The organism is Candidatus Microbacterium colombiense (genome assembly GCA_029203165.1).
Classification (GTDB): Bacteria; Actinomycetota; Actinomycetes; order Actinomycetales; family Microbacteriaceae; genus Microbacterium; species Microbacterium colombiense.
In genome coordinates, this window is sequence record CP119308.1 from 747914 (window position 1) to 767703 (window position 19790).

Consider the following 19790-nt stretch of genomic DNA (forward strand, 5'->3'; position numbering starts at 1 on the left):
GAAGCACCTAAGGACATACTCATGACTCTCACCGCCCCGCCCGCGGCGCAGGAGCGCACGGCATCCACGACGGATGCCGCACCGAAGCGCTCCTGGCGCCATCGGCTCTCCCGCTTCGACCAGAACGCGTCGCCGTATCTCTACATCTCGCCGTTCTTCCTGCTGTTCGGGCTGGTCGGCCTGTTCCCGCTGCTGTACACGGTCTACGTGGCCGTGCACGATTGGGATCTGTTGAAGGGCGAGGGTGACTTCGTCGGCGCCGGCAACTTCATCGAGATCCTCGGCGATGCGATGTTCTGGAATTCGATCGGCAACACGCTGAGCATCTTCCTGCTCTCCGCCATCCCGCAGCTCTCGATCGCCCTGCTGGTCGCCTACCTGCTCGACCGCGGCCTGCGGGCGCCGACGTTCTGGCGCATGAGCGTGCTGATCCCGTTCGTGGTCACCCCGGTCGCGGTCGCCATCATCTTCTCCAGCATCTTCAACGAGGCCGACGGCCTGGCCAACAACCTCCTGAACCTCATCGGCATCGCGGATCAGGAGTGGAAGCACAACACCGCGCTCTCGCACATCGCGATCGCCGTGATGGTGAACTTCCGCTGGACCGGCTACAACGCCCTGATCCTCCTCGCGGCGATGCAGGCCGTGCCGCGCGACCTCTACGAATCCGCCGCCCTCGACGGTGCCGGTGCGGGACGCCGCTTCTTCTCGATCACGATCCCCACGATCCGCCCGACGCTGATCTTCGTCATCATCACCGCCACGATCGGTGGACTGCAGATCTTCGCCGAACCGCGCCTGTTCGACGTCTCGACGGCCGGGGGAATCGGCGGCAGCGATCGGCAGTTCCAGACCACCGTGCTGTTCCTGTGGGAGCTCGCCTTCTTCCGCCGCAACCTCGGCGAGGCATCGGCCGTGGCGATCCTGCTGTTCCTGCTGATCGTCGGCATCGGCGTGATCAACTTCCTCATCTCGCGACGCATCTCCACCGGCGACGCCCCGAAGAACCGCGCCGCGCGCCGCCGCACGCGGGCTACCAGCAAAGCCGCAGCCGGCCAGAAGGACGCACGATGACCGCCACCCAGGCACTGAGTGTGCCCGAGAAGCTCCGCCGCCGCAGCACGTCACTCGGCACCGCCGGCATCGGCAGCCGTCCCGGCTTCCTCACCTACGGTCTGCTCGCGGCCTTCATCATCGGCAGCGTCTATCCGCTGTGGTGGTCGGTCGTGGTCGCCAGCGGCACCAACGCCACCCGCGGCGAGACGTTGCCTCTGCTCCCCGGCGGTAACTTCTTCACGAACGCCGCGAAGGTGTTCGATGCGATCCCGTTCTGGCTGGCCCTGGGCAACTCGTTCCTGATCTCGGCCATCATCACGATCTCGGTCGTGACGTTCTCCACCCTTGCGGGCTACGCCTTCGCGAAGCTCAGGTTCAAGGGACGCGAGGGGCTCATGATCTTCGTGATCGCGACCATGGCGATCCCGACGCAGCTGGGCATCATCCCGCTGTTCATGGTGATGCGCGAGCTCGGCTGGACCGGCACGATCGGCGCCGTGATCGTGCCGACGCTGGTCACCGCATTCGGCGTCTTCTTCATGCGGCAGTACCTGGTCGACGTCATCCCGGATGAGTTGATCGAGGCGGCGCGGATGGACGGCGCGAACCAGTTCCGCACCTTCCTCACCGTCGGCATCCCGGCGGCGCGTCCTGCCATGGCGATCCTCGGACTCTTCACCTTCATGACCGCGTGGACCGACTACCTGTGGCCGCTCATCGTGCTCTCCCCGCAGAACCCGACGCTGCAGACCGCACTCAGCCAGCTGCAGTCCGGCTACTACATCGACTACTCGATCGTGCTCGCCGGCGCGGTGCTCGCGACCCTTCCGCTTCTCGTGCTCTTCGTGGTCGCGGGACGCCAGCTGGTCAGTGGCATCATGGCCGGCGCGGTGAAAGGATGACGTTCATGACCCGCCCCTTCCCCGAGAACTTCCTCTTCGGCGCCGCGACCGCCGCGTATCAGATCGAGGGTGCGGCCTTCGAGGACGGCCGGACGGCGTCGATCTGGGATGCGTTCTCGCGGGTTCCCGGTGCCGTCATCGGCGGCGACAACGGCGATGTCGCCTGCGACCACTATCACCGCTACGGCGAAGATGTGGCGCTGATGACCGAGCTCGGCCTGCAGACCTATCGCTTCTCGACCTCGTGGTCACGTGTGCGCCCCGACGGCGGCGCGGTGAACCCCGCGGGCGTCGACTTCTACGAACGGCTGGTCGACTCGCTGCTCGACGCCGACATCCTGCCCTGGCTCACGCTGTACCACTGGGACATGCCGCAGGCACTGCAGGAGAAGGGCGGTTGGACGAACCGCGACACGGTCGACCGGTTCCTCGAGTACGCCGGCACCATGCATGACGCCCTCGGCGACCGGGTGAACGTGTGGACCACGCTGAACGAGCCGTGGTGCTCATCCTTCCTCTCCTACACCGGAGGCGAGCACGCGCCGGGTCACACGAGCGTGGCGGAGGGGCTGCTGGCCTCGCACCACCTGCTGCTGGCCCACGGCGAGACCGTGCGGGAGTTCCGCCGCCGCGACGCGTCGCTCAATCTCGGCATCACGCTCAACCACACGGTCGCCGACGCGGTGGATCCGCAGAATCACGGTGACGTCGACGCGGCCCGCCGCATCGACGGGCAGTTCAACCGCTGGTTCCTCGACCCGATCTATCGGGGCGCGTACCCGGCGGACATCGTCGAGGACATCAGGGCGGTGGATGCGGATGCCGTCGCGCAGTTCGAGGCGGCGATCCACGAGGGCGACCTCGAGACCATCTCCCAGCACATCGACACGCAGGGCGTGAACTACTACCACGGCGACTTCCTGTCGGGGACGGCGCCCGCCCAGGCGGCGGTCGAGAGCGTGCCCGACACCGAGCGCACGGTGCGCAGCCCTTATCCGTCGTTCGAGAACATCCACAACGTCGAGCGGGGTCTGCCGCGCACGGCGCAGAACTGGGAGGTGCAGCCCGAGGGGCTGACCCGGCTGCTGCAGCGCGTGTGGACCGAGTACGCCGAACCCGCGGGCACCGTGCTGTACATGACCGAGAACGGCGCGGCGTACGACGACGTCGCAGTGGTGGAGGACGGCGCGACGCGCGTGCACGACGTCGACCGCACCGAGTTCCTGCGCCTGCACCTGGGTGCCGTGCTGGATGCCGCGGACGCCGGTGTCGACGTGCGCGGCTACTTCTACTGGTCGATGTTCGACAACTACGAATGGGCCTGGGGGTACGACAAGCGCTTCGGCATCGTGCGCGTGGACTATGACACCCAGGAGCGGAGTCTGAAGGACTCCGGTCGGGAGTACGCTCGCATCATCGCCGCACGCAGCCTCTGAGCTCGGGTGGCGCGGGTCCGCATCATCTCGGCCCCGCTGTCAGACCAGAGGAGAACCGTGTCGTCACGAGCGACCATCGAAGAAGTCGCGTCGGCCGCGGGGGTCTCGCGATCGACCGTGTCGCGGGTCGTGAACGGTTCGACCGCGGTCAGCCCTGAGGCCCTCGTGGCGGTCAGGGCCGCGATCGAGCAGCTCAGCTATGTGCCCAATCGTGCGGCGCGATCGCTGGCCTCGAATCAGACGCAGGCGATCGCCCTGATCATCCCCGAGGACACGACCCGGTTCTTCGGCGACCCCTTCTTCGCGGCGATCGTGGCCGGCATCACGGGCGCGCTGCGCGCCTCGGACTACCTCCTCAACCTGCTGATCGCGAGCGACGATCCGGGCGACAAGATGACCAGCTTCGTGCGCAACGGCGGTGTCGACGGCGCGCTGATCGTCTCGCACCACACGAGCGACGCGTACATCGAGCGCATCGCCGAGGCGATCCCGGTCGTCTACGGCGGTCGCCCGGTGCGGCGGCATGAGGGCGACTACGTGGTCGATGTCGACAACGTGGCAGGAGCGAGGTCGGCGACGCGGCGGCTGATCGACATCGGCCGCGTGAACATCGCGACGATCTCGGGCACTCCCACGATGCGCTCCTCGATGGATCGCATGCAGGGCTTCCGCGATGCGCTGACGGATGCCGGGTTGCGGCCGTTCGCGGAGGAGGCGGGCGACTACAGCGAGTCGAGCGGCGCCGATGCCGCGCGGCGCATCCTCGCCGCGGGCCGTCCCGATGCGATCTTCGTCGCGAGCGACCTGATGGCGCGCGGTGCGCTGACCGTGCTGCGGTCCGCCGGGCTGCGCGTGCCGGAAGACATCGCGCTGGTCGGATTCGACGATTCGCCGGTCGCCATCTCGACCGATCCGCCCCTCACCACGATGCGCCAGCCGATGTACGCGCAGGGTGAGGCGATGGCCGGCGTGCTGCTGTCACGGCTGGCCGGTCGTGACCCCGCGCACACGACCATCCTGCCGACCGAGCTCGTGGTGCGCGCCTCGGCCTGAGCGCCCCGCGGACACCGGGTGAACACGGGCGCGAACCGCCGCCCCCTCCAGGACAGGTCCGCACCCGTGCGTCTGTGGTCGGCGGCTCAGAGGCCGCCGAGAGTGCGCAGGATGTCGCCGCCGAAACAGGCGGGATGCGGTCGCTGCCCCGATTCTTAGATTGAACGTATATTCAATGAGTAATCTATAGGGCGAGGGGATCGTTCCGGTAGTCGTCCGGTCCTTCGAGGAGGTGGTACCGCGTGGCCAGATCCGAAGAGCAGAACCGTGTCGCCCGTGAGCGCGCCCGGGAGGTCATCCTCGATGCGGCGATCGAGACGTTCGCCGAACGCGGCGTCTCGGGCGCCAGCATCGCCGACATCACCCGTCGCGCGGGCGTGGCGCAGGGCTTGGTCAACTATCACTTCGGCGGCAAGGAGCAGCTGATCGTCGCCGTCATCGACCGCTGGTTCGACGCACTGTTCGAACTCCCGCAGATCCCAGGCACCGCGGATCAGCGCCTGGGCGGAGTGATCGACGGCGCCGTGATGGCAACCGGCTACGCGCTCCCTCTGCAGCGGGCGGTGCTGGCCATGCAGCAGCAACCGATGACGCATAGACTCTTCGCCGAAGCCGAGGAGCGGCATGCCGCGCGCGCCTTTGTCGCCGAGGAATCGGTGCGCGACATCTTCCGCGAGCGCGGCGCCGCCGATCCCTCCCTCGAGGAGATCATGCTGCGAAGCACACTCGAGGGCATCCTCGTGAAGTACGCCGTGTACGGCGACGCGTTCCCGCTGGAAGATGCGCGACTGTGGGTGCGTCGGCTGTACGGGCTGCCTGATCCTGCCGAACCACTCCCGCTCGGCGTCCCTCCGCGCGAGGGAGAGTTGCGTCTGCGCGCGATGAGCGCCGTGCGGGAGCCGTCGGAGTAGATCAGGCGGGGTCGCCGCCCAGCGGACCGACCGCCTCAAGAGGCTTCGGGTCGTCGGCGCCGGTCTTGCGCAGGCGCGCGATCAGGTTGCCCAGGTGGTAGATGAGGAGCGCGGCGACAGTGCCGAGAACGATGCCGCCGAAGGCGAAGTCGCCGAGCTGCATGGAGAATCCGGCGATGCCGATGACCAGCGAGACGGCAGCCGTGTACTGGTTGACAGGACGTGAGAAGTCGACCTTGCTGTCGACCCAGATCTTGATGCCGATGATGCCGATGAGGCCGTAGAGCGCAGTGGTCGCGCCGCCGAGCACACCGGCGGGGATCGAGTTGAACACTTCGCCGACCTTCGGCGAGAACGCCAGCAGGATCGCGAAGAGCCCGGCGACCCAGTAGACCGCCGTCGAGTAGACGCGGGTCGCAGCCATGACGCCGATGTTCTCGCCATAGGTCGTCGTGCCGGAACCTCCGAAGCCACCGGCGATCGTGGTGGCGACGCCGTCGGCGATGAGCGCGCGACCGGTGTGCTTGTTGATCGAAGAGTCCTCGGTCATCGTGGCGACGCCGCGTACATGACCGACGTTCTCAGCGACGAGCACGAGCACGACGGGAAGGAACATGGCGATCGTCGACCAGGTTCCGGGCGCGACGAAGTCAGGCAACTGGAAGTGCGGGAGGCCGATCCACGGCGCGTCACCGATCAGTTCGGCCGGCGTCTTGTCGCCACGCAACGCATTCGGCACGTCGAACGAACCCGTGAATGCCGCGTAGATGAAGCCGACTGCGACGCCGAGGAAGATGGAGATGCGTCCGAGGAAGCCGCGGAAGAAGACGGCGAAGAGGATGATCGCGGCCAGAGTGATGGTCGCGGTGATCGGGTCGAGCTTGAAGTTGTTCCAGGCGGTCGGCGCGAGGTTGAAGCCGATCAGGGCCACGATCGCTCCGGCGACGACCGGGGGCATCAGGGCGTCGACCCAGCGGAGTCCGGCGAACTGCACGACCAGGCCGACGACCGTGAGCAGGATGCCGACCGCGACCACACCGGCCAGCGCTGAACCCGTGCCGCCCGCGGCGACGGCGGCGGTGATGGGCGCGATGAACGCGAACGAGGAACCGAGGTAGCTGGGGAGCTGGTTCTTCGTGATGAGCAGGAACAGCAGGGTGCCGACACCGCTGAACAACAGCGTGGTCGAGACGGGGAAACCGGTCAGCGTCGGCACGAGGAACGTGGCGCCGAACATCGCGATCACGTGTTGCAGGCCGATCGCGATCGTGGCGGGCCAGTTCAGGCGCTCATCGGGACGGACGACGGCGCCGGGTTCGACGGTGCGACCGTCTCCGTGCAGCTTCCACAAAGCCATGCGGGCTCCTCAGGTTCGGGGGATGTCGGGAGTGCTGGAGCAACACTATCGATTCCTGAGTGTTCCCTGGGTGCGGGCGGTCAGGCTCCGAGGCGCGCGATCAGCTCGCGGTACCGGTCGGCGGTGCGCCCGACGATGTCGTCGGGGAGCAGCGGGGGCTCACCCTGCTTGTCCCAGTTCGCGGCGAGCCAGTCGCGCACGATCTGCTTGTCGAAGCTCGCCATCCGCGCACCCGGGGTCTCGCCCGTCCTCCACGCCTCGGCGTCCCAGTAGCGGGAGGAGTCGCTCGTGAGCACCTCGTCGGCCAGGCGCAGGGTGCCGTCGGCATCCGTCCCGAACTCGAACTTGGTGTCGGCGAGGATCAGCCCCTTCTCCTCGGCGATCGCGGCGGCGCGGGTGTAGATCGCGAGCGAGGCGTCGCGCAGCTCCTGCGCCCGTTCGGCACCGACGAGTTCCACGACCTTCTCGAACGTGATGTTCTCGTCGTGCTCGCCCATCGGCGCCTTGTACGCGGGGGTGAACAGCGGCTCAGGCAGGCGGTCGCCGTTCTGCAGGCCGGCGGGCAGCGGGATGCCGCACACGGTGCCGCTCTCGGTGTACTCGGCCCATCCGGTGCCGGTGATGTAGCCGCGCACGACGCATTCGATCGGCAGCATCTCGAGCGACTGCGCCAGCATCGCGCGATCGGCGACGGCATCCGGGATCCCGCCCTCGGCGAGATGATTCGGAACGTCACCCAGCTGGGCGAACCACCAGCGGCTGAGCCCGGTGAGCAGGGCGCCCTTCTCGGGGATGCCGGGGGAGAGCACGAAGTCGAACGCGCTGACCCGGTCGCTCGCCACGACGAGGATGCGGGTGTCGGCCGGATCCTCCGAGGCGTACAGGTCGCGGACCTTGCCGGAGTAGATGTGCCGCCAGCCGGGGATGCTCTGTGCCGTGCCTTCTGAAGGAGTGCTCACCCGCTCATCATCCCAGACCATCCGGTCAGTGATCGTTCAGCACGGCCCAGGCGATGAGGCTGCCGATACGTCGCACGGGCGCAAGTGGCCCCCGGGCGGCGTGCCCGGGGGCCGGGGCGATCAATCGTTCAGGTGCGCGATCGCATAGTCGGCCTCGGCCGCGGTGAACTTCTCGCCGTACTCGCTGACGAGCTGGTCGCGGATCGCATCGGGAGACATCGCCATCGACTCCTGATAGGTCTTGGCCTTCGCGAGGGCATTCGCGTTCCAGTCGGCGACCAGGTTGTCGATGGCGTACTGTCCGGCTTCGGCCGAGAACCTCTCGCCGTACTCCGACGTGAGCTGGTCGTACACCCCGGCCTTGCTCATGTGCATGAGCTCGGAATAGGTCTTCGCCTTGGTCAGGGCGGAGGCGTACTCGGCGGGGACGGCCGGCCCTTCGGGCTCTTCCTCGGGTTCCTCGGCGGGCGCCTCGGCGGGCTCGTCTGCCGGTTCCTCAGAGGCCGAGTCGGTCGTCACGCTGACGGCAGGGGCGTCGGCGGCCGGCAGCGCGGGACGCTGGGCAGCGTTGACGCCTCCGCTGATCATGCCCAGGACGAGCACGACCCCGGTCACGATCCATGCGACCTTCTTGTGCTCCTGGTATCCGGCGAGCGCGTGCCCCTTGGCGTCGCGGGTGACGTTCGTCAGCACGAGGATCAGGTCGATCAGGGCCCAGATGCCCAGTCCGCCGAAGGTGAGGAGCTTCAGGATGCCGGTTCCGACCTTGCCCAGGTAGAACCGGTCGACGCCGAGCACGCCCACGAGCAGTGCGAGGAGCCAGGTCGCGAGGAAGGACTTCTCTCCGATGGTCGCCGGAGCCGCGGTGGCGGCGGGAGCGGCGAACGGCGGAGCGGCGGGCGAGGGAGGGGGAGGCGTCTGGTTGCTGTTGTCGAAGGTCATGTGCTGTTCCTCAGGTCGGTGTGGGTGCGGTGCGAGTCGAGCTGACTCCCGCTGCGGTTCATCGTGTCCGGCAGGGAGGGGTCCGCGGATCCGCTGAACGGCCACAGTCGTCTCTGCCGTTCGGCGGAGGGTGAGGACGCCGAACGGCGGACGCGCGTGCGAGCGCCGGCGCAATACGCTCAGAGGGTGATGACCACTCCCGCGCCCGTCGCGCCGACCGCCACACCGCGTGGCCTGCGTCGTGCTCCGGCGGCTGTCGGCACGATCGTGCTGATGATCGTCGGGATGATGCTCGACGTCTGCGCGGTCGCCAACGTGCCGGGCGGGGCGACGCTCGTGACGGAAGCGGATGAGTCGACGGTCCGGATCACCGGGTTCGGCACCGTTCTCGCCCTGCTGGCCATCGCCGCATGGATCACGGTGCTCTGGCGCTCGTCGGCTCCGCTCCTCGTGGTCATCGCGGGTGGTGTGCTGGCCGTGATCGGCATGTCGTATCTGCTGTTCCTGGTGGGTGCTGTGGCCTTCGTGCGGCGGCATCCGCAACACACCCGACGCCTCGGCATCATCGGCGGAATCCTGCTGGTCCTGTTCGCGTTGCGCGAGGTGCTGACGCCGTGGGGCGGCGCGTTGTCCTGGTTCCTCACGACCGACGCCTCAGCGGATCGCGAGCCGGGATGGATGCTGGCGCCGTTCGTCTGCGTCGTCGTGTTCGGGGGTGGTGCGGTACTTCTCGTGCTCCTCACCCGCACGCGGGCACGGGTCGCGCAGAGCGATCTCCGGGCAGAGTCCGAGATCCGCAGGGCAGACGCCCTCGCCGAGCAGGCCGTGCGGCAGGCCGAGCGGGAGCGTATCGCGCGCGACATGCACGACGCGCTCGCCCACCGGCTCTCGGTGGTCTCGCTGCACGCCGGCGCACTCGAGGCTGTCGCCGGAGCATCGGGGGATGCCGGCGTCATCGCGCGCACGGTGCGCGAGCAGACGCACGCGGCGCTGCAGGACATGCGGGGTCTGATCGGAGATCTGCGCAGTCCACACCACGCGGCACCTGCAGCCCCGGCGACACTGCGCGCCGTCGGGTCGCTCGTCGCGGGGGTGCGCGCCGGTGGACAGAATCTCACCTCGTTGATCATGATCGAGTCTCCCGAGCGCGCGGGAGCCCTGTTCGACAGCGCCGTGTACCGGATCGTGCAGGAGTCGCTCACGAATGCCATCAAGCATGCGCCGGGCGCGACGGTCGACGTCTTCGTGCAGGTGTCGCCCGACGCCGGTGCGCGCGTGCGCGTCACGAATCCGCTCGCAGCGCCTTCGACCGGCTCAGCGGACGCCGCCCTCGCGGCATCCGTCGTGCCCGGCGGCGGCAACGGCATCGTCGGCATGCGCGAGCGCGCCGCGGCGCTCGGCGGGCAGTCGTGGATCGGGTCGCATGAGGGCGAGTTCATCGTCGACATCTCCCTGCCGTGGCAGGAGCGCGGCTGACCTCCGGCCGTGTCGTCGCCCGTCGATATGCTCGGTGAGTGACCTCTGCTGCCCCTGATGCGCGCGTGCGCGTGCTGCTCGTCGACGACGAGTCGCTGATCCGGATGGGATTCCGGTACATCCTGGGCGCGGCGGAAGTCGAAGCGGAGCATCCCGCGATCGAAGTCGTCGGCGAGGTCGGCGATGGGGCTGCCGCGGTGGCCTTTGTGCGTGCCCATCGACCCGACGTCGTGCTCATGGACGTCAGCATGCCGATCATGACGGGACTCGAGGCGACCGAGGTGATCGTGGCCGAGTCGGAGTCCCGGGTGCTCGCGATGACGAGCCTCGACGCCGAGGATCAGTTGTTCCGCATGCTCGAAGCCGGAGCGACCGGATACCTCTTGAAGGACGAATCGCCTGCCCGAATCGTCGACGCGGTGCGCCGGACGGCACGCGGCGACGCCGTGGTGTCGGCGCTGAGCACCGCGCAGCTCGTCCGGCGCGCCGTCGCCGGTGAGGGCGGGGCGGGGCGCCGCGTCGCGATCGATCGTCTCGGCGTTCTCACGGAACGCGAGCGCGATGTCGCGCAACGGGTGGCGTCCGGTGCGACGAACCAGGAGATCGGCGCTGCGCTGCACATCGCGGCGGGGACGGTGAAATCGCATCTCGAGCAGGTCTTCGTCAAGCTCGGTGTGCGCAACCGCGTGCAGGTCGGTGTGATCCTCGAACGTGCAGGGCTGGGACCGCTCGACGTCTGATCGTCTACCCGCTCGGCGGAACGGGATCCTCGAGGCGAGATCCGTGCTTGCCGTCGCGCCCCGAACAGGCGTATAGTCCACGTGGACTAATCGGGATGGAGCAGGTGATGACGAAGGATCCGGTCGACACGATGACCCCGATGGGCGTCATGGTGCTCGCGCTGCTCCGGGAGAGCGACATGCATCCCTATGAGATGGTGCGGCTGCTGCGCGCCCGCCATGACGACCGCCTCATCACGATCACGAACGGCACGCTCTATCACACGGTCGCACGGCTGCAGAAGGCCGGACTCCTCGACGAGGTGGGCATCGACCGCGACGGCAATCGTCCCGAGCGCACGACCTACACACTGACGGATGCCGGACGCGAGACCGTGATCGCCTGGGTGCGTCGCGAGCTTCCGCGCGTCGACCGCGAGACCGACTTCCGCATCGCGCTCGCCGAATCGCACAACCTGGAACGGCCCGATGTCATCGCCCTGCTCGGGGAGCGCCGCAGTGCGCTCGTCGACGCCCACGCGATGCACCGCGACGGGCTGCACAAGGCCAGGGGCAAGGGCGTCCCGGCACAGGTCCTCGTCGAGATCGAGCGCGAGGAAGTGCTCCTCGACGCCGAGCTCCGCTGGCTCGACACGCTCCTCGACAGACTCGTCGGCGACGACCTCCCCTGGGGTCCGTCCGCCTTCACAGACTCAGATCGCTATCTCGCTCAGCGAAAGGCTGCACAGCAATGACCGAATCCCGCACCACGGCCCCCGACACCGGGCCGTTCGCCGCAGGGCACGCACCCAAGAGCCCGTGGCCCGCCCTCTGGGCGCTCGTCATCGGCTTCTTCATGATCCTCGTCGACACCACGATCGTCTCGGTCGCGAACCCGGCGATCAAGGCCGCACTCGACCCGAACACCAACAACCTCGACAACGTCGTATGGGTCACCAGCGCGTACCTGCTGACCTACGCCGTGCCGCTGCTGATCACCGGTCGCCTGGGTGACCGCTTCGGACCGAAGAACATCTACCTGATCGGGCTCGCCATCTTCACCGCGGCCTCGCTCTGGTGCGGTCTGTCGAGCTCGCTCGAGGGACTCATCGCGGCTCGTGCGGTGCAGGGTCTGGGCGCGGCCTTCATGACGCCGCAGACCATGGCCGTCATCACCCGCACCTTCCCGGCGAACCGCCGTGGCGCGGCCATGGGCCTCTGGGGTGCGACCGCCGGCGTCGCGACGCTCGTCGGACCGCTGCTCGGCGGGGTGCTGGTCGACGGCCTCGGTTGGGAGTGGATCTTCTTCGTCAATCTGCCCGTCGGCGTGATCGCGTTCATCGCCGCGTGGATCCTGGTGCCCAAGCTCAAGACGCACCCGCACCGCTTCGACATCGTCGGCGTCGTGCTCAGCGCCGCCGCGATCTTCCTCGTGGTGTTCGGCCTGCAGGAGGGCGAGAAGTACGACTGGGGTGTCATCTGGGGCCCCATCTCGGTGTGGGGCATGATCGTCGCGGGCATCGTGGTGCTCGCGCTGTTCATCCTGCAGCAGTGGAAGACCAAGAGCGAGGCCCTCGTGCCGCTCGAACTCTTCCGCGACCGCAACTTCTCGGGTGCGAACATCGCGATCGCCACGGTCGGCTTCGCGGTGACGAGCATGTCGCTGCCGCTGATGTTCTTCCTGCAGATCGCGCGGGGCCTCACCCCGACCCAGGCCGCGCTCCTGATGATCCCGATGGCCGTGTTCTCGGGCGTGCTCGCGCCGCTCGCGGGCAAGATCCTCGACCGCGTCGACCCTCGGGTGATCCTCATCCCCGGGCTGATCTTCTTCGCGGCGGCGCTGGTCTGGTACTCGTCGCTGGTGAACATGGACACCGAGATCTGGATGTTCCTGTTCCCCTCCGCGCTCCTCGGCATCGGCAGCGCCGGCATGTGGGGACCGCTCGCGACCACCGCGACCCGGATGCTCCCGATGCGTCAGGCCGGCGCCGGCGCGGGCATCTACAACACCACGCGCACGATCGGCTCGGTCGTCGGTTCCGCCGCGATCGCGACCTTCATGCAGGCGCGGCTCGAGGCGAACCTGCCGGGGATGGGTGATTCCGCAGGCTCCATCAGCTCGGGCGGAACGCTTCCGGCACCGGTCGCCGACGGCTTCGCCGCCGCCATGTCGCAGGCGATCCTGTTGCCGGCCAGCGTGATCGTGATCGGACTGATCGCGGCGCTGTTCCTCCGCGGAGCCCCGCAGAAGCACACCGCCGCGGCCGAGGTTCCGGCCCCGGCATCCGCTCCCGTCGAGTAGGTCGCGCGTACCCCCCTGCACCCTGCTCCGGTCGCGATATGACAGCCCTGCGCGGCGTTTTGGCTGGCATATCGCGACCGGAGCTTGCGGCGTGGGCGCGGGGATGTTTGCCTGGGGCGATGGCCGTTCAGCTCATCCGACCCACCACCGACCTCTTCGACACCTGGGCGGAGGCGGTCTCCGAGTTCGGAGACGGTCACATCGACGGATCCGGTCTCACGGCGCCCGTCACTCCCGACCGGGCGACGCTCGACGCGTTGATCGACAAGGCGGTGCAGATCGCCGACACCTCGGTGCCGCTCCCCGATGACTTCGTGCACAACGATCTCTACTGGATCGTCGATGAGGGCGTGGTGGTCGGTTTCCTCTCGCTCCGGCACGAGCTCAATGAGTGGCTGCGCGAGGCCGGCGGCCACATCGGCTATGCGGTGCGGGAGTCCCGCCGGCGCCGCGGATACGCCTCGACGGCGTTGGCACTCGGCCTCGATCGGGCGCGCGAACTCGGCCTCGACCGGGTGCTGGTCACCTGCGACGACGACAACATCGCCTCGGCCCGCACGATCGAAGGCGCGGGCGGCGTGCTGCAGGACGTGAGCGATCAGTCCGCACGCGGCCACGCACTGCTGCGCCGCTACTGGATCCAGCTGTAGCCCGGTATCCCTCTGAACGACGGGGGCGGGCCGGGGGCGAGATCGGCCGCAGACTAAGGTGGATGCTCGGCGTCCGTCCGGTCGTCCCTGCCGATCCGAGGAGCATCCGTCGTGATCCGAAATCCTTCCACCGCGCTCGCGCGATTCGGCCGCACTGCCGCGGCCACCGTGCTGACCGCCTTCGTCGCCGTCGGTGCGCTGCTCGGAGGCGCATCCGCCGCGACCGCGGCCGAGACCCCCGAGACGTACATCATCGGAACGGACACCACGTTCGCGCCGTTCGAGTTCACGAACTCCGACGGCGACCTCGTCGGCATCGACATGGACCTGCTCCGCGCGATCGCGAAGGACCAGGGGTTCGAGGTCGAGATCCGTCAGCTCGGGTTCGATGCCGCCGTGCAGGCGCTGCAGGCCAATCAGGTCGACGCGGTCATGGCCGGCATGTCGATCACCGACGAGCGCAAGGCCACGTTCGACTTCAGTGACCCGTACTTCACCAGCGGCGTCCAGCTGGGAGTGCTCGAGTCGAGCGACATCGACTCGCTCGACGACCTCGACGGCAAGGCGGTGGCGGTCAAGACCGGCACGCAGGGCCAGACGTTCGCCGAGGAGAACCAGGACGAGTACGGCTTCACCATCACGCCCTATCAGGACACGACCGACATGGTCGATGCGGTCAAGGCCGGTCAGGCCGTCGGCTACTTCGAGGACTTCCCGGTGCTGGCCTACGGCATCCAGCAGGGATCCGGTTTCCGTCTGATCGGCCAGCCCGAGCTCGGCGGCGAGTACGGCTTCGCGGTCAACAAGGGCATGAACCCCGAACTGCTCGAGATGTTCAACGAGGGCCTGGCCAACGTGCAGGCTTCGGGCGAATACGACGAGGTCGTCGACACCTACCTGGGCGGCGAACAGCAGGCCGCGCAGCCGGCTGACATCTTCTCGGTCGCGGTGAAGTACTGGCCCGCGCTGATGAGCGGTCTGGGCCTCACGATCCTCGCGACCCTCGTGGCGCTCGTGGCCGCGTTCGTCCTCGGCATCGTTTTCGGCTTCGGCCGCATCTCGAAGTTCCTCCCGTTCCGTTGGCTGGCGACCGCGTACGTCTACGTGTTCCGCGGTACACCGATCCTGGTGCAGGCGTTCTTCGTGTTCTTCGCCATCCCGCAGCTGTTCCCCGGTCTGCAGTTCAACCCGTTCGTCGCCGGAGCGATCACGCTCTCGCTGAACACGGGTGCCTACATGACCGAGATCATCCGCGGCGGCATCCAGGCGGTCGATCCCGGTCAGGCCGAGGCATCGCGCTCGCTCGGCCTCGGACACTGGAAGACGATGCAGAAGGTCGTGCTGCCGCAGGCGTTCCGCATCATGATCCCCTCGTTCGTGAACCAGGGCATCATCACGCTGAAGGACACCTCGCTGCTCAGCGTCATCGGCCTCGCGGAACTGACCTTCCAGTCGCGCCAGATCATCGCCTCGACGTACCTGTCGGCGCAGGTGCTGACCATCGTCGCCATCATCTACTTCGTCGTGATCACGTTGCTGACGCTGCTCGCGAACCGCCTCGAGAGGACGTTCAACGCATGAGCAAGATCGCCGTGCAGAACCTGCACAAGTCATTCGGAAGCAACGAGGTGCTCAAGGGCATCGACCTCGACGTCGCCGACGGAGAAGTCGTCGCGGTCATCGGCCCCTCCGGATCGGGCAAGTCGACGCTGCTGCGCTGCCTCAACAAGCTCGAGGAGCCCACGTCGGGCACCGTCGTGATCGACGGTGTCGACCTGACCGACAAGAGCGTGAAGTTGGATGAGGTGCGCCAGCGCATCGGCATGGTGTTCCAGCACTTCAACCTGTTCCCGCACATGACGGTGCTCGAGAACATCACGCTCGCCCCGATCGAGCTCGGACGGCTGTCGAAGGCCGAGGCGCGCGAGCGTGCACTCTCGCTGCTCGAGCGCGTCGGGCTGCAGGAGAAGGCGGATGCCAAGCCGGCATCACTCTCGGGCGGACAGAAGCAGCGCGTCGCGATCGCCCGCGCGCTCGCGATGGACCCCGAGATCATGCTGTTCGACGAGGCCACAAGCGCGCTCGACCCGGAGATGGTCGGCGAGGTGCTGCAGGTCATCCGCGACCTGGCTGCGGCCGGCATGACGATGGTGCTCGTCACGCACGAGATGGGCTTCGCGCGCGAGGTCTCCGACCGCACGGTGTTCATGGACGGCGGCGTCGTCATCGAGGAAGCCGCCCCCGCGGACCTCTTCGGATCGCCCAAGCACGAGCGCCTGCAGGACTTCCTGTCGAAGGTGCTCTAGCCCCTCGCTCGCCTCGGCTCGCCTCGCCGAGTGCACGGGATGTTGACGAATGCACGGCTTCTCTCCGGAGAGAAGCCGTGCATTCGTCGTTGAGTCGTGCATTCGGCGGGCGCGCACCCGCGGCGGACTACTGCGCGACGCGCGCGGCGATGTCGCTGCGGTAGTGCGAGCCGTCGAGGGTGATCAGCGCGATGGCCTCATAGGCGCGAGCGCGGGCGGTGACGAAGTCGGATGCCACGGCCACGACGTTCAGTACACGGCCACCGGTCGCGACGAGCGAGCCGCCGGGAGCATCCGGGCCCGCGGTCGCGGCATGCACGATGCGCACGCCCTCGACGGCAGCGGCCTCCGCCAGGCCCTCGATCGGCCGACCGGTCTGCGGCGCCTCGGGATACCCCTCGCTCGCCAGCACCACGGTGATCGCGACCTCGTCGCTGAACTCCGGCTCGGGCTGGTCTTCGAGGGTGCCGGATGCCGCGGCGAACAGCAGCTCCGACAGCGGCGTCACCAGACGCGGCAGCACGATCTGCGTCTCGGGGTCGCCGAAGCGCGCGTTGAACTCGATCACACGCACGCCGGCGGGCGTGAGGATGAGTCCGGCATACAGCAGGCCGATGAACGGGGTGCCCTCGGCGTCGAGCTGGCGGACGACGGGCAGTGCGACGTCGCGCGTGACCTCGGCGACGAACTCCTGCTCGCTGCCGAACTGCTCGGACAACCACGGCAGCGGGGAGTACGCCCCCATGCCGCCCGTGTTCGGGCCGGCGTCCCCGTCGAGCGCGCGCTTGAAGTCCTGCGCGGGGCTCAGGGCGCGCACGGTGTCGCCGTCGCTGAGGAAGAACAGCGAGACCTCGGGACCCGAGAGGAATTCCTCGATGAGCACGGGGCCTGCCGGCAGGTAGTGCTCGGCGTGCGCGAGGGCTTCGGCGCGGTCGGAGGTGACGATGACGCCCTTGCCGGCGGCCAGGCCGTCGGCCTTCACCACGTACGGAGCGCCGAGGTCGTCGAACGCGGCCTGGACCTCGGCCGCGGTGGTCGCGCGCACGGCACGGCCGGTGGGCACACCCGCCTCGTCCATGATCCGCTTCGCGAACGACTTCGATCCCTCGAGCTGTGCGGCGGCCCTGCCGGGCCCGAAGACCGGGATGCCGCGGGCGCGGAGTTCATCGGCGACTCCGGCCACCAGCGGAGCCTCGGGGCCGATCACGACGAGGTCGATCGCGTGCTCGTTCGCGTAGTCGGTGACGGCGCCGCCGTCGAGCATGTCGAGCGTGACGGGCGTCGCATCCTGCGCGATACCGGCGTTGCCCGGAGAGACGAGGATCTCGTGTTCCGTCTGCTCCGCCCGGAGGGAGAGGATGATCGCGTGCTCACGGGCACCGGAACCGAGGACGAGAATCTTCACCCGTCCAGCCTACCGAGGGTCGTCGTCGGGGTTTCCGTTCATAACTCCTCACACATGCGGCGAAAGCGGGGTTCGCGGCGGCGCGGGACGCGGAAACCCGGGCCCTCGCCAGCCGCACGCGCGCGAGTTTTGAGGAGTTGTGAACGGGGGCCGGGCCAGAACTCCGGAGAAACCGGGTGACCGGTGTCTCAGCGGCGCCCGGCGGGGCGATCTGCGGCGAATCTCCGGAGTTGTGGACGCGGCTGGGCTCAGACCGGGCGCTCGTCGTCGATGTTCCAGGGCACCGTCCACCCGGCGGCGTCGAACAGGCCGCTCAGCACCATCGCCGTGAAGCCCCACACGATCGTGCCGTCGACGTCGAACGCCGGGGCGCGGAACGTGCGATCGCCGAACGCGCGCACCGAGGTGTAGCGGGTCGCGGGGTCGAGCAGCTGCGCCACGGGTACGCGGAACACCTCGACGGTCTCGGCATGATCCACCGCGGCGACGCGCGACGGCGTGCGCCACCAGCCGAGCACGGGCGTCACCCGATGGTTGCTCGCGGCGAGCGGGATCTCGGGCAGCATCGCGAGGATCTCCACGCCGGACGGGTCGAGCCCGGTCTCCTCCTCGGCCTCGCGCAGGGCGGTGGCGACGGAGTCGGCGTCGGTGGGTTCGGTGCGACCGCCGGGGAACGACACCTGTCCGGGGTGCGACGACAGGGTGGGCGCGCGGCGCTGGAGCAGCACGTCGAGGTCGCGGGCGACCGCGGCGTCGGCGGTCGGCGCCGGCACCCGATCGAGTACGCCGAACAGGATCAGCACCGCGGCGTCGTGGGCCCGATCGGGGTCGAGGAGGGCGGGGAATGGCCCGCCCCACGAGTGCGACGAGACGCCGGCGAGCAGCTCGGCGCGTGCGCCTTCCGGATGCGGCATGCTCATGGCACGAGCCTAGACGCCGAGCGCGGGTCGGGCTCGTCCGTGGTCGGGGATAGGCTCGCCGGATGAGGCGATGGCAGCGGGCGGGGCTCGGAGTACTGCTGATGGTCGGTCTGAGCGGGTGTGCGGCGCCCGCCGTCGACCCGGATGCGGTGGACGACTGGCTGACGCAGCAGAGTTCCGTCGACCTGCCCGGATCCCTGGCGATGATGTCCGGGATGGCCGGGCCGGTGACCGAGGTGGTCGGCGAGCAGGGCATCACGGTGACCTTCGAGGAGCCGGAACGCCTCACAGAGGTCGTGTTCTCCTGCTTCGGCACCGAGACGATGAGCGTCGACATCACGACGACCTCGGTGGAGCCGACAGATGCCGAGATCTCGTCCGGCACGCGGACCGATGATCTGGCCTGCGACGACAGCCCTCACGCGATCGAGTGGGGGAAGGATGCCGCCACTGGGGTCACTGTCGACGGCCTGAGCGACGACGGTGCGGCGGCCTGGTCGGCTGTCGTGATCGGGAAGGACTGACACATGGCCAAGAAGATCGACATCATCGACGGTCGGGCGGCCCTCGACGCGGTGCGCGCGGCGCAGTCCGCCGACGCGAAGCCGGCGCGCACGGATCTCGCCACCGCCGTCAGATATCTCCTGCAGCTGCTCGACGAGAAGGCGCCCGGTAACAGCGTCGAGGTGCGGGTTCCGCCGTTCGGGGCCGTGCAGGTCATCCAGGGCCCGCGCCACACCCGCGGAACCCCGCCCAACGTCGTCGAGATGGATGCCGCGACCTGGCTCGCCGTGGCGACGGGGGAGCAGCACTGGACGGATGCCGCGACAGCCGGCCACATCCACGCCTCCGGTACGCGCGCCGACCTGATCGACGTGCTGCCCCTGCGTCCCTAGTCCAACCAACGCCCTGAACGCACCCGCACCCGCGCCCGATCTACAGTGATCGGATGAGCTACATCGTCGACGACTCGCACGACCGTATCGATACGGATGCCGTGTGGGCAGCCCTTCGCGAGGTCTACTGGGCGAAGTGGCGCAGTCGAGAAGATGTCGAGGCGCAGATCCGCGATGCCTGGCGAGTGATCGGTGTGTATGACGAGCAGACCGGCGCGCAGGTCGGATTCGCGCGGGCGGTCTCCGACGGCGTCGGATTCGCCTACCTCGCCGATGTCGTGGTCGTCGAGGCGCACCGGGGCAACGGCCTGGGCAAGAGGATCGTGCAGGCGATGATCGACGACGGCCCCGGCGCGCACTTCCGCTGGACCCTCTTCACGAGCGATGCGCACGGGCTCTACGAGCAGTTCGGGTTCGCCGCACCCGATGCGACGGCCCTGGTGCGTGTCGCCCCTGCGCTGCCGGTGCACCCGACGCAGGCGCCGACGGCGCGCTGAGCG

The 19790-nt window shown here is 68.5% G+C and carries 20 protein-coding genes; 15 read left to right on the plus strand and 5 right to left on the minus strand.

The genetic code is table 11. From position 1 onward, the window contains the following. Window positions 1-21: 21 nt before the first annotated feature. The 5 genes from P0Y60_03670 to P0Y60_03690 all read left to right on the plus strand — a co-directional run bounded on the left by P0Y60_03670 (window position 22) and on the right by P0Y60_03690 (window position 5358). Window positions 22-1074, plus strand: a complete 1053-nt coding sequence (locus tag P0Y60_03670) for a sugar ABC transporter permease (protein ID WEK61863.1) — start codon at window positions 22-24, stop codon at window positions 1072-1074. Continuing rightward, entirely contained in the window at window positions 1071-1958 is an 888-nt protein-coding gene (locus P0Y60_03675) for a carbohydrate ABC transporter permease (protein WEK61864.1), read from the plus strand. Before P0Y60_03670 ends, P0Y60_03675 begins: the two co-directional genes overlap by 4 nt. Window positions 1959-1963: 5 nt before the next feature. Beyond that, a complete protein-coding gene (locus P0Y60_03680; GenBank protein WEK61865.1) occupies window positions 1964-3394 on the plus strand; it encodes a GH1 family beta-glucosidase in 1431 nt (476 codons plus the stop codon). Between the two features lie 57 nt (window positions 3395-3451). Continuing rightward, complete coding sequence (locus tag P0Y60_03685; GenBank protein WEK61866.1) at window positions 3452-4447, plus strand: LacI family DNA-binding transcriptional regulator; 996 nt, start codon at window positions 3452-3454, stop codon at window positions 4445-4447. A 242-nt stretch (window positions 4448-4689) separates the two neighbouring features. After that, complete coding sequence (locus P0Y60_03690) at window positions 4690-5358, plus strand: TetR/AcrR family transcriptional regulator (GenBank protein ID WEK61867.1); 669 nt, start codon at window positions 4690-4692, stop codon at window positions 5356-5358. A gap of 1 nt (window position 5359) precedes the next feature. On the opposite strand, the gene P0Y60_03695 is transcribed toward P0Y60_03690, so the two are convergent. From P0Y60_03695 to P0Y60_03705, 3 genes are all read right to left on the minus strand, one after another. Then, the gene (locus tag P0Y60_03695; GenBank protein ID WEK61868.1) at window positions 5360-6715 is read right to left on the minus strand and encodes a solute carrier family 23 protein; all 1356 of its coding nucleotides are present in this window, start codon (window positions 6713-6715) and stop codon (window positions 5360-5362) included. An 80-nt stretch (window positions 6716-6795) separates the two neighbouring features. Further along, on the minus strand, window positions 6796-7674 hold the full coding sequence (locus tag P0Y60_03700) for a phosphoribosylaminoimidazolesuccinocarboxamide synthase (protein WEK61869.1): 879 nt from the start codon (window positions 7672-7674) through the stop codon (window positions 6796-6798). A gap of 120 nt (window positions 7675-7794) precedes the next feature. Then, window positions 7795-8616, minus strand: a complete 822-nt coding sequence (locus P0Y60_03705) for an Ltp family lipoprotein (GenBank protein WEK61870.1) — start codon at window positions 8614-8616, stop codon at window positions 7795-7797. A gap of 189 nt (window positions 8617-8805) precedes the next feature. Here P0Y60_03705 and P0Y60_03710 point away from each other — a divergent pair, with 189 nt between their 5' ends. The 7 genes from P0Y60_03710 (at window position 8806) to P0Y60_03740 (ending at window position 16069) form a co-directional block, all read left to right on the plus strand. After that, a complete protein-coding gene (locus P0Y60_03710) occupies window positions 8806-10092 on the plus strand; it encodes a histidine kinase (GenBank protein ID WEK61871.1) in 1287 nt (428 codons plus the stop codon). Window positions 10093-10130: 38 nt separating this feature from the next. Beyond that, window positions 10131-10832: a response regulator transcription factor gene (locus tag P0Y60_03715; GenBank protein ID WEK61872.1), complete on the plus strand. Its 702-nt coding sequence runs from the start codon at window positions 10131-10133 to the stop codon at window positions 10830-10832. 107 nt (window positions 10833-10939) lie between these two features. Beyond that, a complete protein-coding gene (locus tag P0Y60_03720; protein ID WEK61873.1) occupies window positions 10940-11566 on the plus strand; it encodes a PadR family transcriptional regulator in 627 nt (208 codons plus the stop codon). Beyond that, a complete protein-coding gene (locus tag P0Y60_03725; GenBank protein WEK61874.1) occupies window positions 11563-13113 on the plus strand; it encodes a DHA2 family efflux MFS transporter permease subunit in 1551 nt (516 codons plus the stop codon). Before P0Y60_03720 ends, P0Y60_03725 begins: the two co-directional genes overlap by 4 nt. Window positions 13114-13232: 119 nt before the next feature. Next, window positions 13233-13763 carry a GNAT family N-acetyltransferase gene (locus P0Y60_03730; GenBank protein WEK61875.1) on the plus strand — a complete coding sequence of 177 codons (531 nt, stop codon included), beginning with the start codon at window positions 13233-13235 and terminating at the stop codon, window positions 13761-13763. Between the two features lie 111 nt (window positions 13764-13874). After that, entirely contained in the window at window positions 13875-15344 is a 1470-nt protein-coding gene (locus tag P0Y60_03735; GenBank protein WEK61876.1) for an amino acid ABC transporter substrate-binding protein/permease, read from the plus strand. After that, window positions 15341-16069: an amino acid ABC transporter ATP-binding protein gene (locus P0Y60_03740; protein ID WEK61877.1), complete on the plus strand. Its 729-nt coding sequence runs from the start codon at window positions 15341-15343 to the stop codon at window positions 16067-16069. The genes P0Y60_03735 and P0Y60_03740 overlap by 4 nt, the downstream gene beginning before the upstream one ends. Before the next feature lie 127 nt (window positions 16070-16196). On the opposite strand, the gene purD is transcribed toward P0Y60_03740, so the two are convergent. After that, window positions 16197-17474, minus strand: coding sequence for a phosphoribosylamine--glycine ligase (gene purD, locus P0Y60_03745; GenBank protein WEK61878.1), 1278 nt, complete (start codon window positions 17472-17474; stop codon window positions 16197-16199). Window positions 17475-17722: 248 nt separating this feature from the next. Further along, window positions 17723-18394 carry a CoA pyrophosphatase gene (locus P0Y60_03750; GenBank protein ID WEK61879.1) on the minus strand — a complete coding sequence of 224 codons (672 nt, stop codon included), beginning with the start codon at window positions 18392-18394 and terminating at the stop codon, window positions 17723-17725. 62 nt (window positions 18395-18456) lie between these two features. Here P0Y60_03750 and P0Y60_03755 point away from each other — a divergent pair, with 62 nt between their 5' ends. From P0Y60_03755 to P0Y60_03765, 3 genes are read left to right on the plus strand one after another with little or no spacing between them, the layout of a single operon-like run. Continuing rightward, complete coding sequence (locus P0Y60_03755) at window positions 18457-18918, plus strand: hypothetical protein (protein ID WEK61880.1); 462 nt, start codon at window positions 18457-18459, stop codon at window positions 18916-18918. Window positions 18919-18921: 3 nt separating this feature from the next. Beyond that, the gene (locus P0Y60_03760) at window positions 18922-19290 is read left to right on the plus strand and encodes a sterol carrier family protein (GenBank protein ID WEK61881.1); all 369 of its coding nucleotides are present in this window, start codon (window positions 18922-18924) and stop codon (window positions 19288-19290) included. A 53-nt stretch (window positions 19291-19343) separates the two neighbouring features. Beyond that, window positions 19344-19787 carry a GNAT family N-acetyltransferase gene (locus P0Y60_03765; GenBank protein ID WEK61882.1) on the plus strand — a complete coding sequence of 148 codons (444 nt, stop codon included), beginning with the start codon at window positions 19344-19346 and terminating at the stop codon, window positions 19785-19787. The last annotated feature ends 3 nt before the right edge of the window (window positions 19788-19790 follow it).

Coding starts and splice junctions, on each gene's coding strand:
- P0Y60_03710 (WEK61871.1), top strand. CDS start 8,806: ATGACCACTCCCGCGCCCGTCGCGCCGACCGCCACACCGCGTGGCCTG.
- P0Y60_03695 (WEK61868.1), bottom strand. CDS start 6,715: ATGGCTTTGTGGAAGCTGCACGGAGACGGTCGCACCGTCGAACCCGGC.
- P0Y60_03730 (WEK61875.1), top strand. CDS start 13,233: ATGGCCGTTCAGCTCATCCGACCCACCACCGACCTCTTCGACACCTGG.
- P0Y60_03760 (WEK61881.1), top strand. CDS start 18,922: ATGGCCAAGAAGATCGACATCATCGACGGTCGGGCGGCCCTCGACGCG.
- P0Y60_03720 (WEK61873.1), top strand. CDS start 10,940: ATGACGAAGGATCCGGTCGACACGATGACCCCGATGGGCGTCATGGTG.
- P0Y60_03765 (WEK61882.1), top strand. CDS start 19,344: ATGAGCTACATCGTCGACGACTCGCACGACCGTATCGATACGGATGCC.
- P0Y60_03740 (WEK61877.1), top strand. CDS start 15,341: ATGAGCAAGATCGCCGTGCAGAACCTGCACAAGTCATTCGGAAGCAAC.
- P0Y60_03750 (WEK61879.1), bottom strand. CDS start 18,394: ATGAGCATGCCGCATCCGGAAGGCGCACGCGCCGAGCTGCTCGCCGGC.
- P0Y60_03680 (WEK61865.1), top strand. CDS start 1,964: ATGACCCGCCCCTTCCCCGAGAACTTCCTCTTCGGCGCCGCGACCGCC.
- P0Y60_03670 (WEK61863.1), top strand. CDS start 22: ATGACTCTCACCGCCCCGCCCGCGGCGCAGGAGCGCACGGCATCCACG.
- P0Y60_03675 (WEK61864.1), top strand. CDS start 1,071: ATGACCGCCACCCAGGCACTGAGTGTGCCCGAGAAGCTCCGCCGCCGC.
- P0Y60_03705 (WEK61870.1), bottom strand. CDS start 8,616: ATGACCTTCGACAACAGCAACCAGACGCCTCCCCCTCCCTCGCCCGCC.
- P0Y60_03725 (WEK61874.1), top strand. CDS start 11,563: ATGACCGAATCCCGCACCACGGCCCCCGACACCGGGCCGTTCGCCGCA.
- P0Y60_03755 (WEK61880.1), top strand. CDS start 18,457: ATGAGGCGATGGCAGCGGGCGGGGCTCGGAGTACTGCTGATGGTCGGT.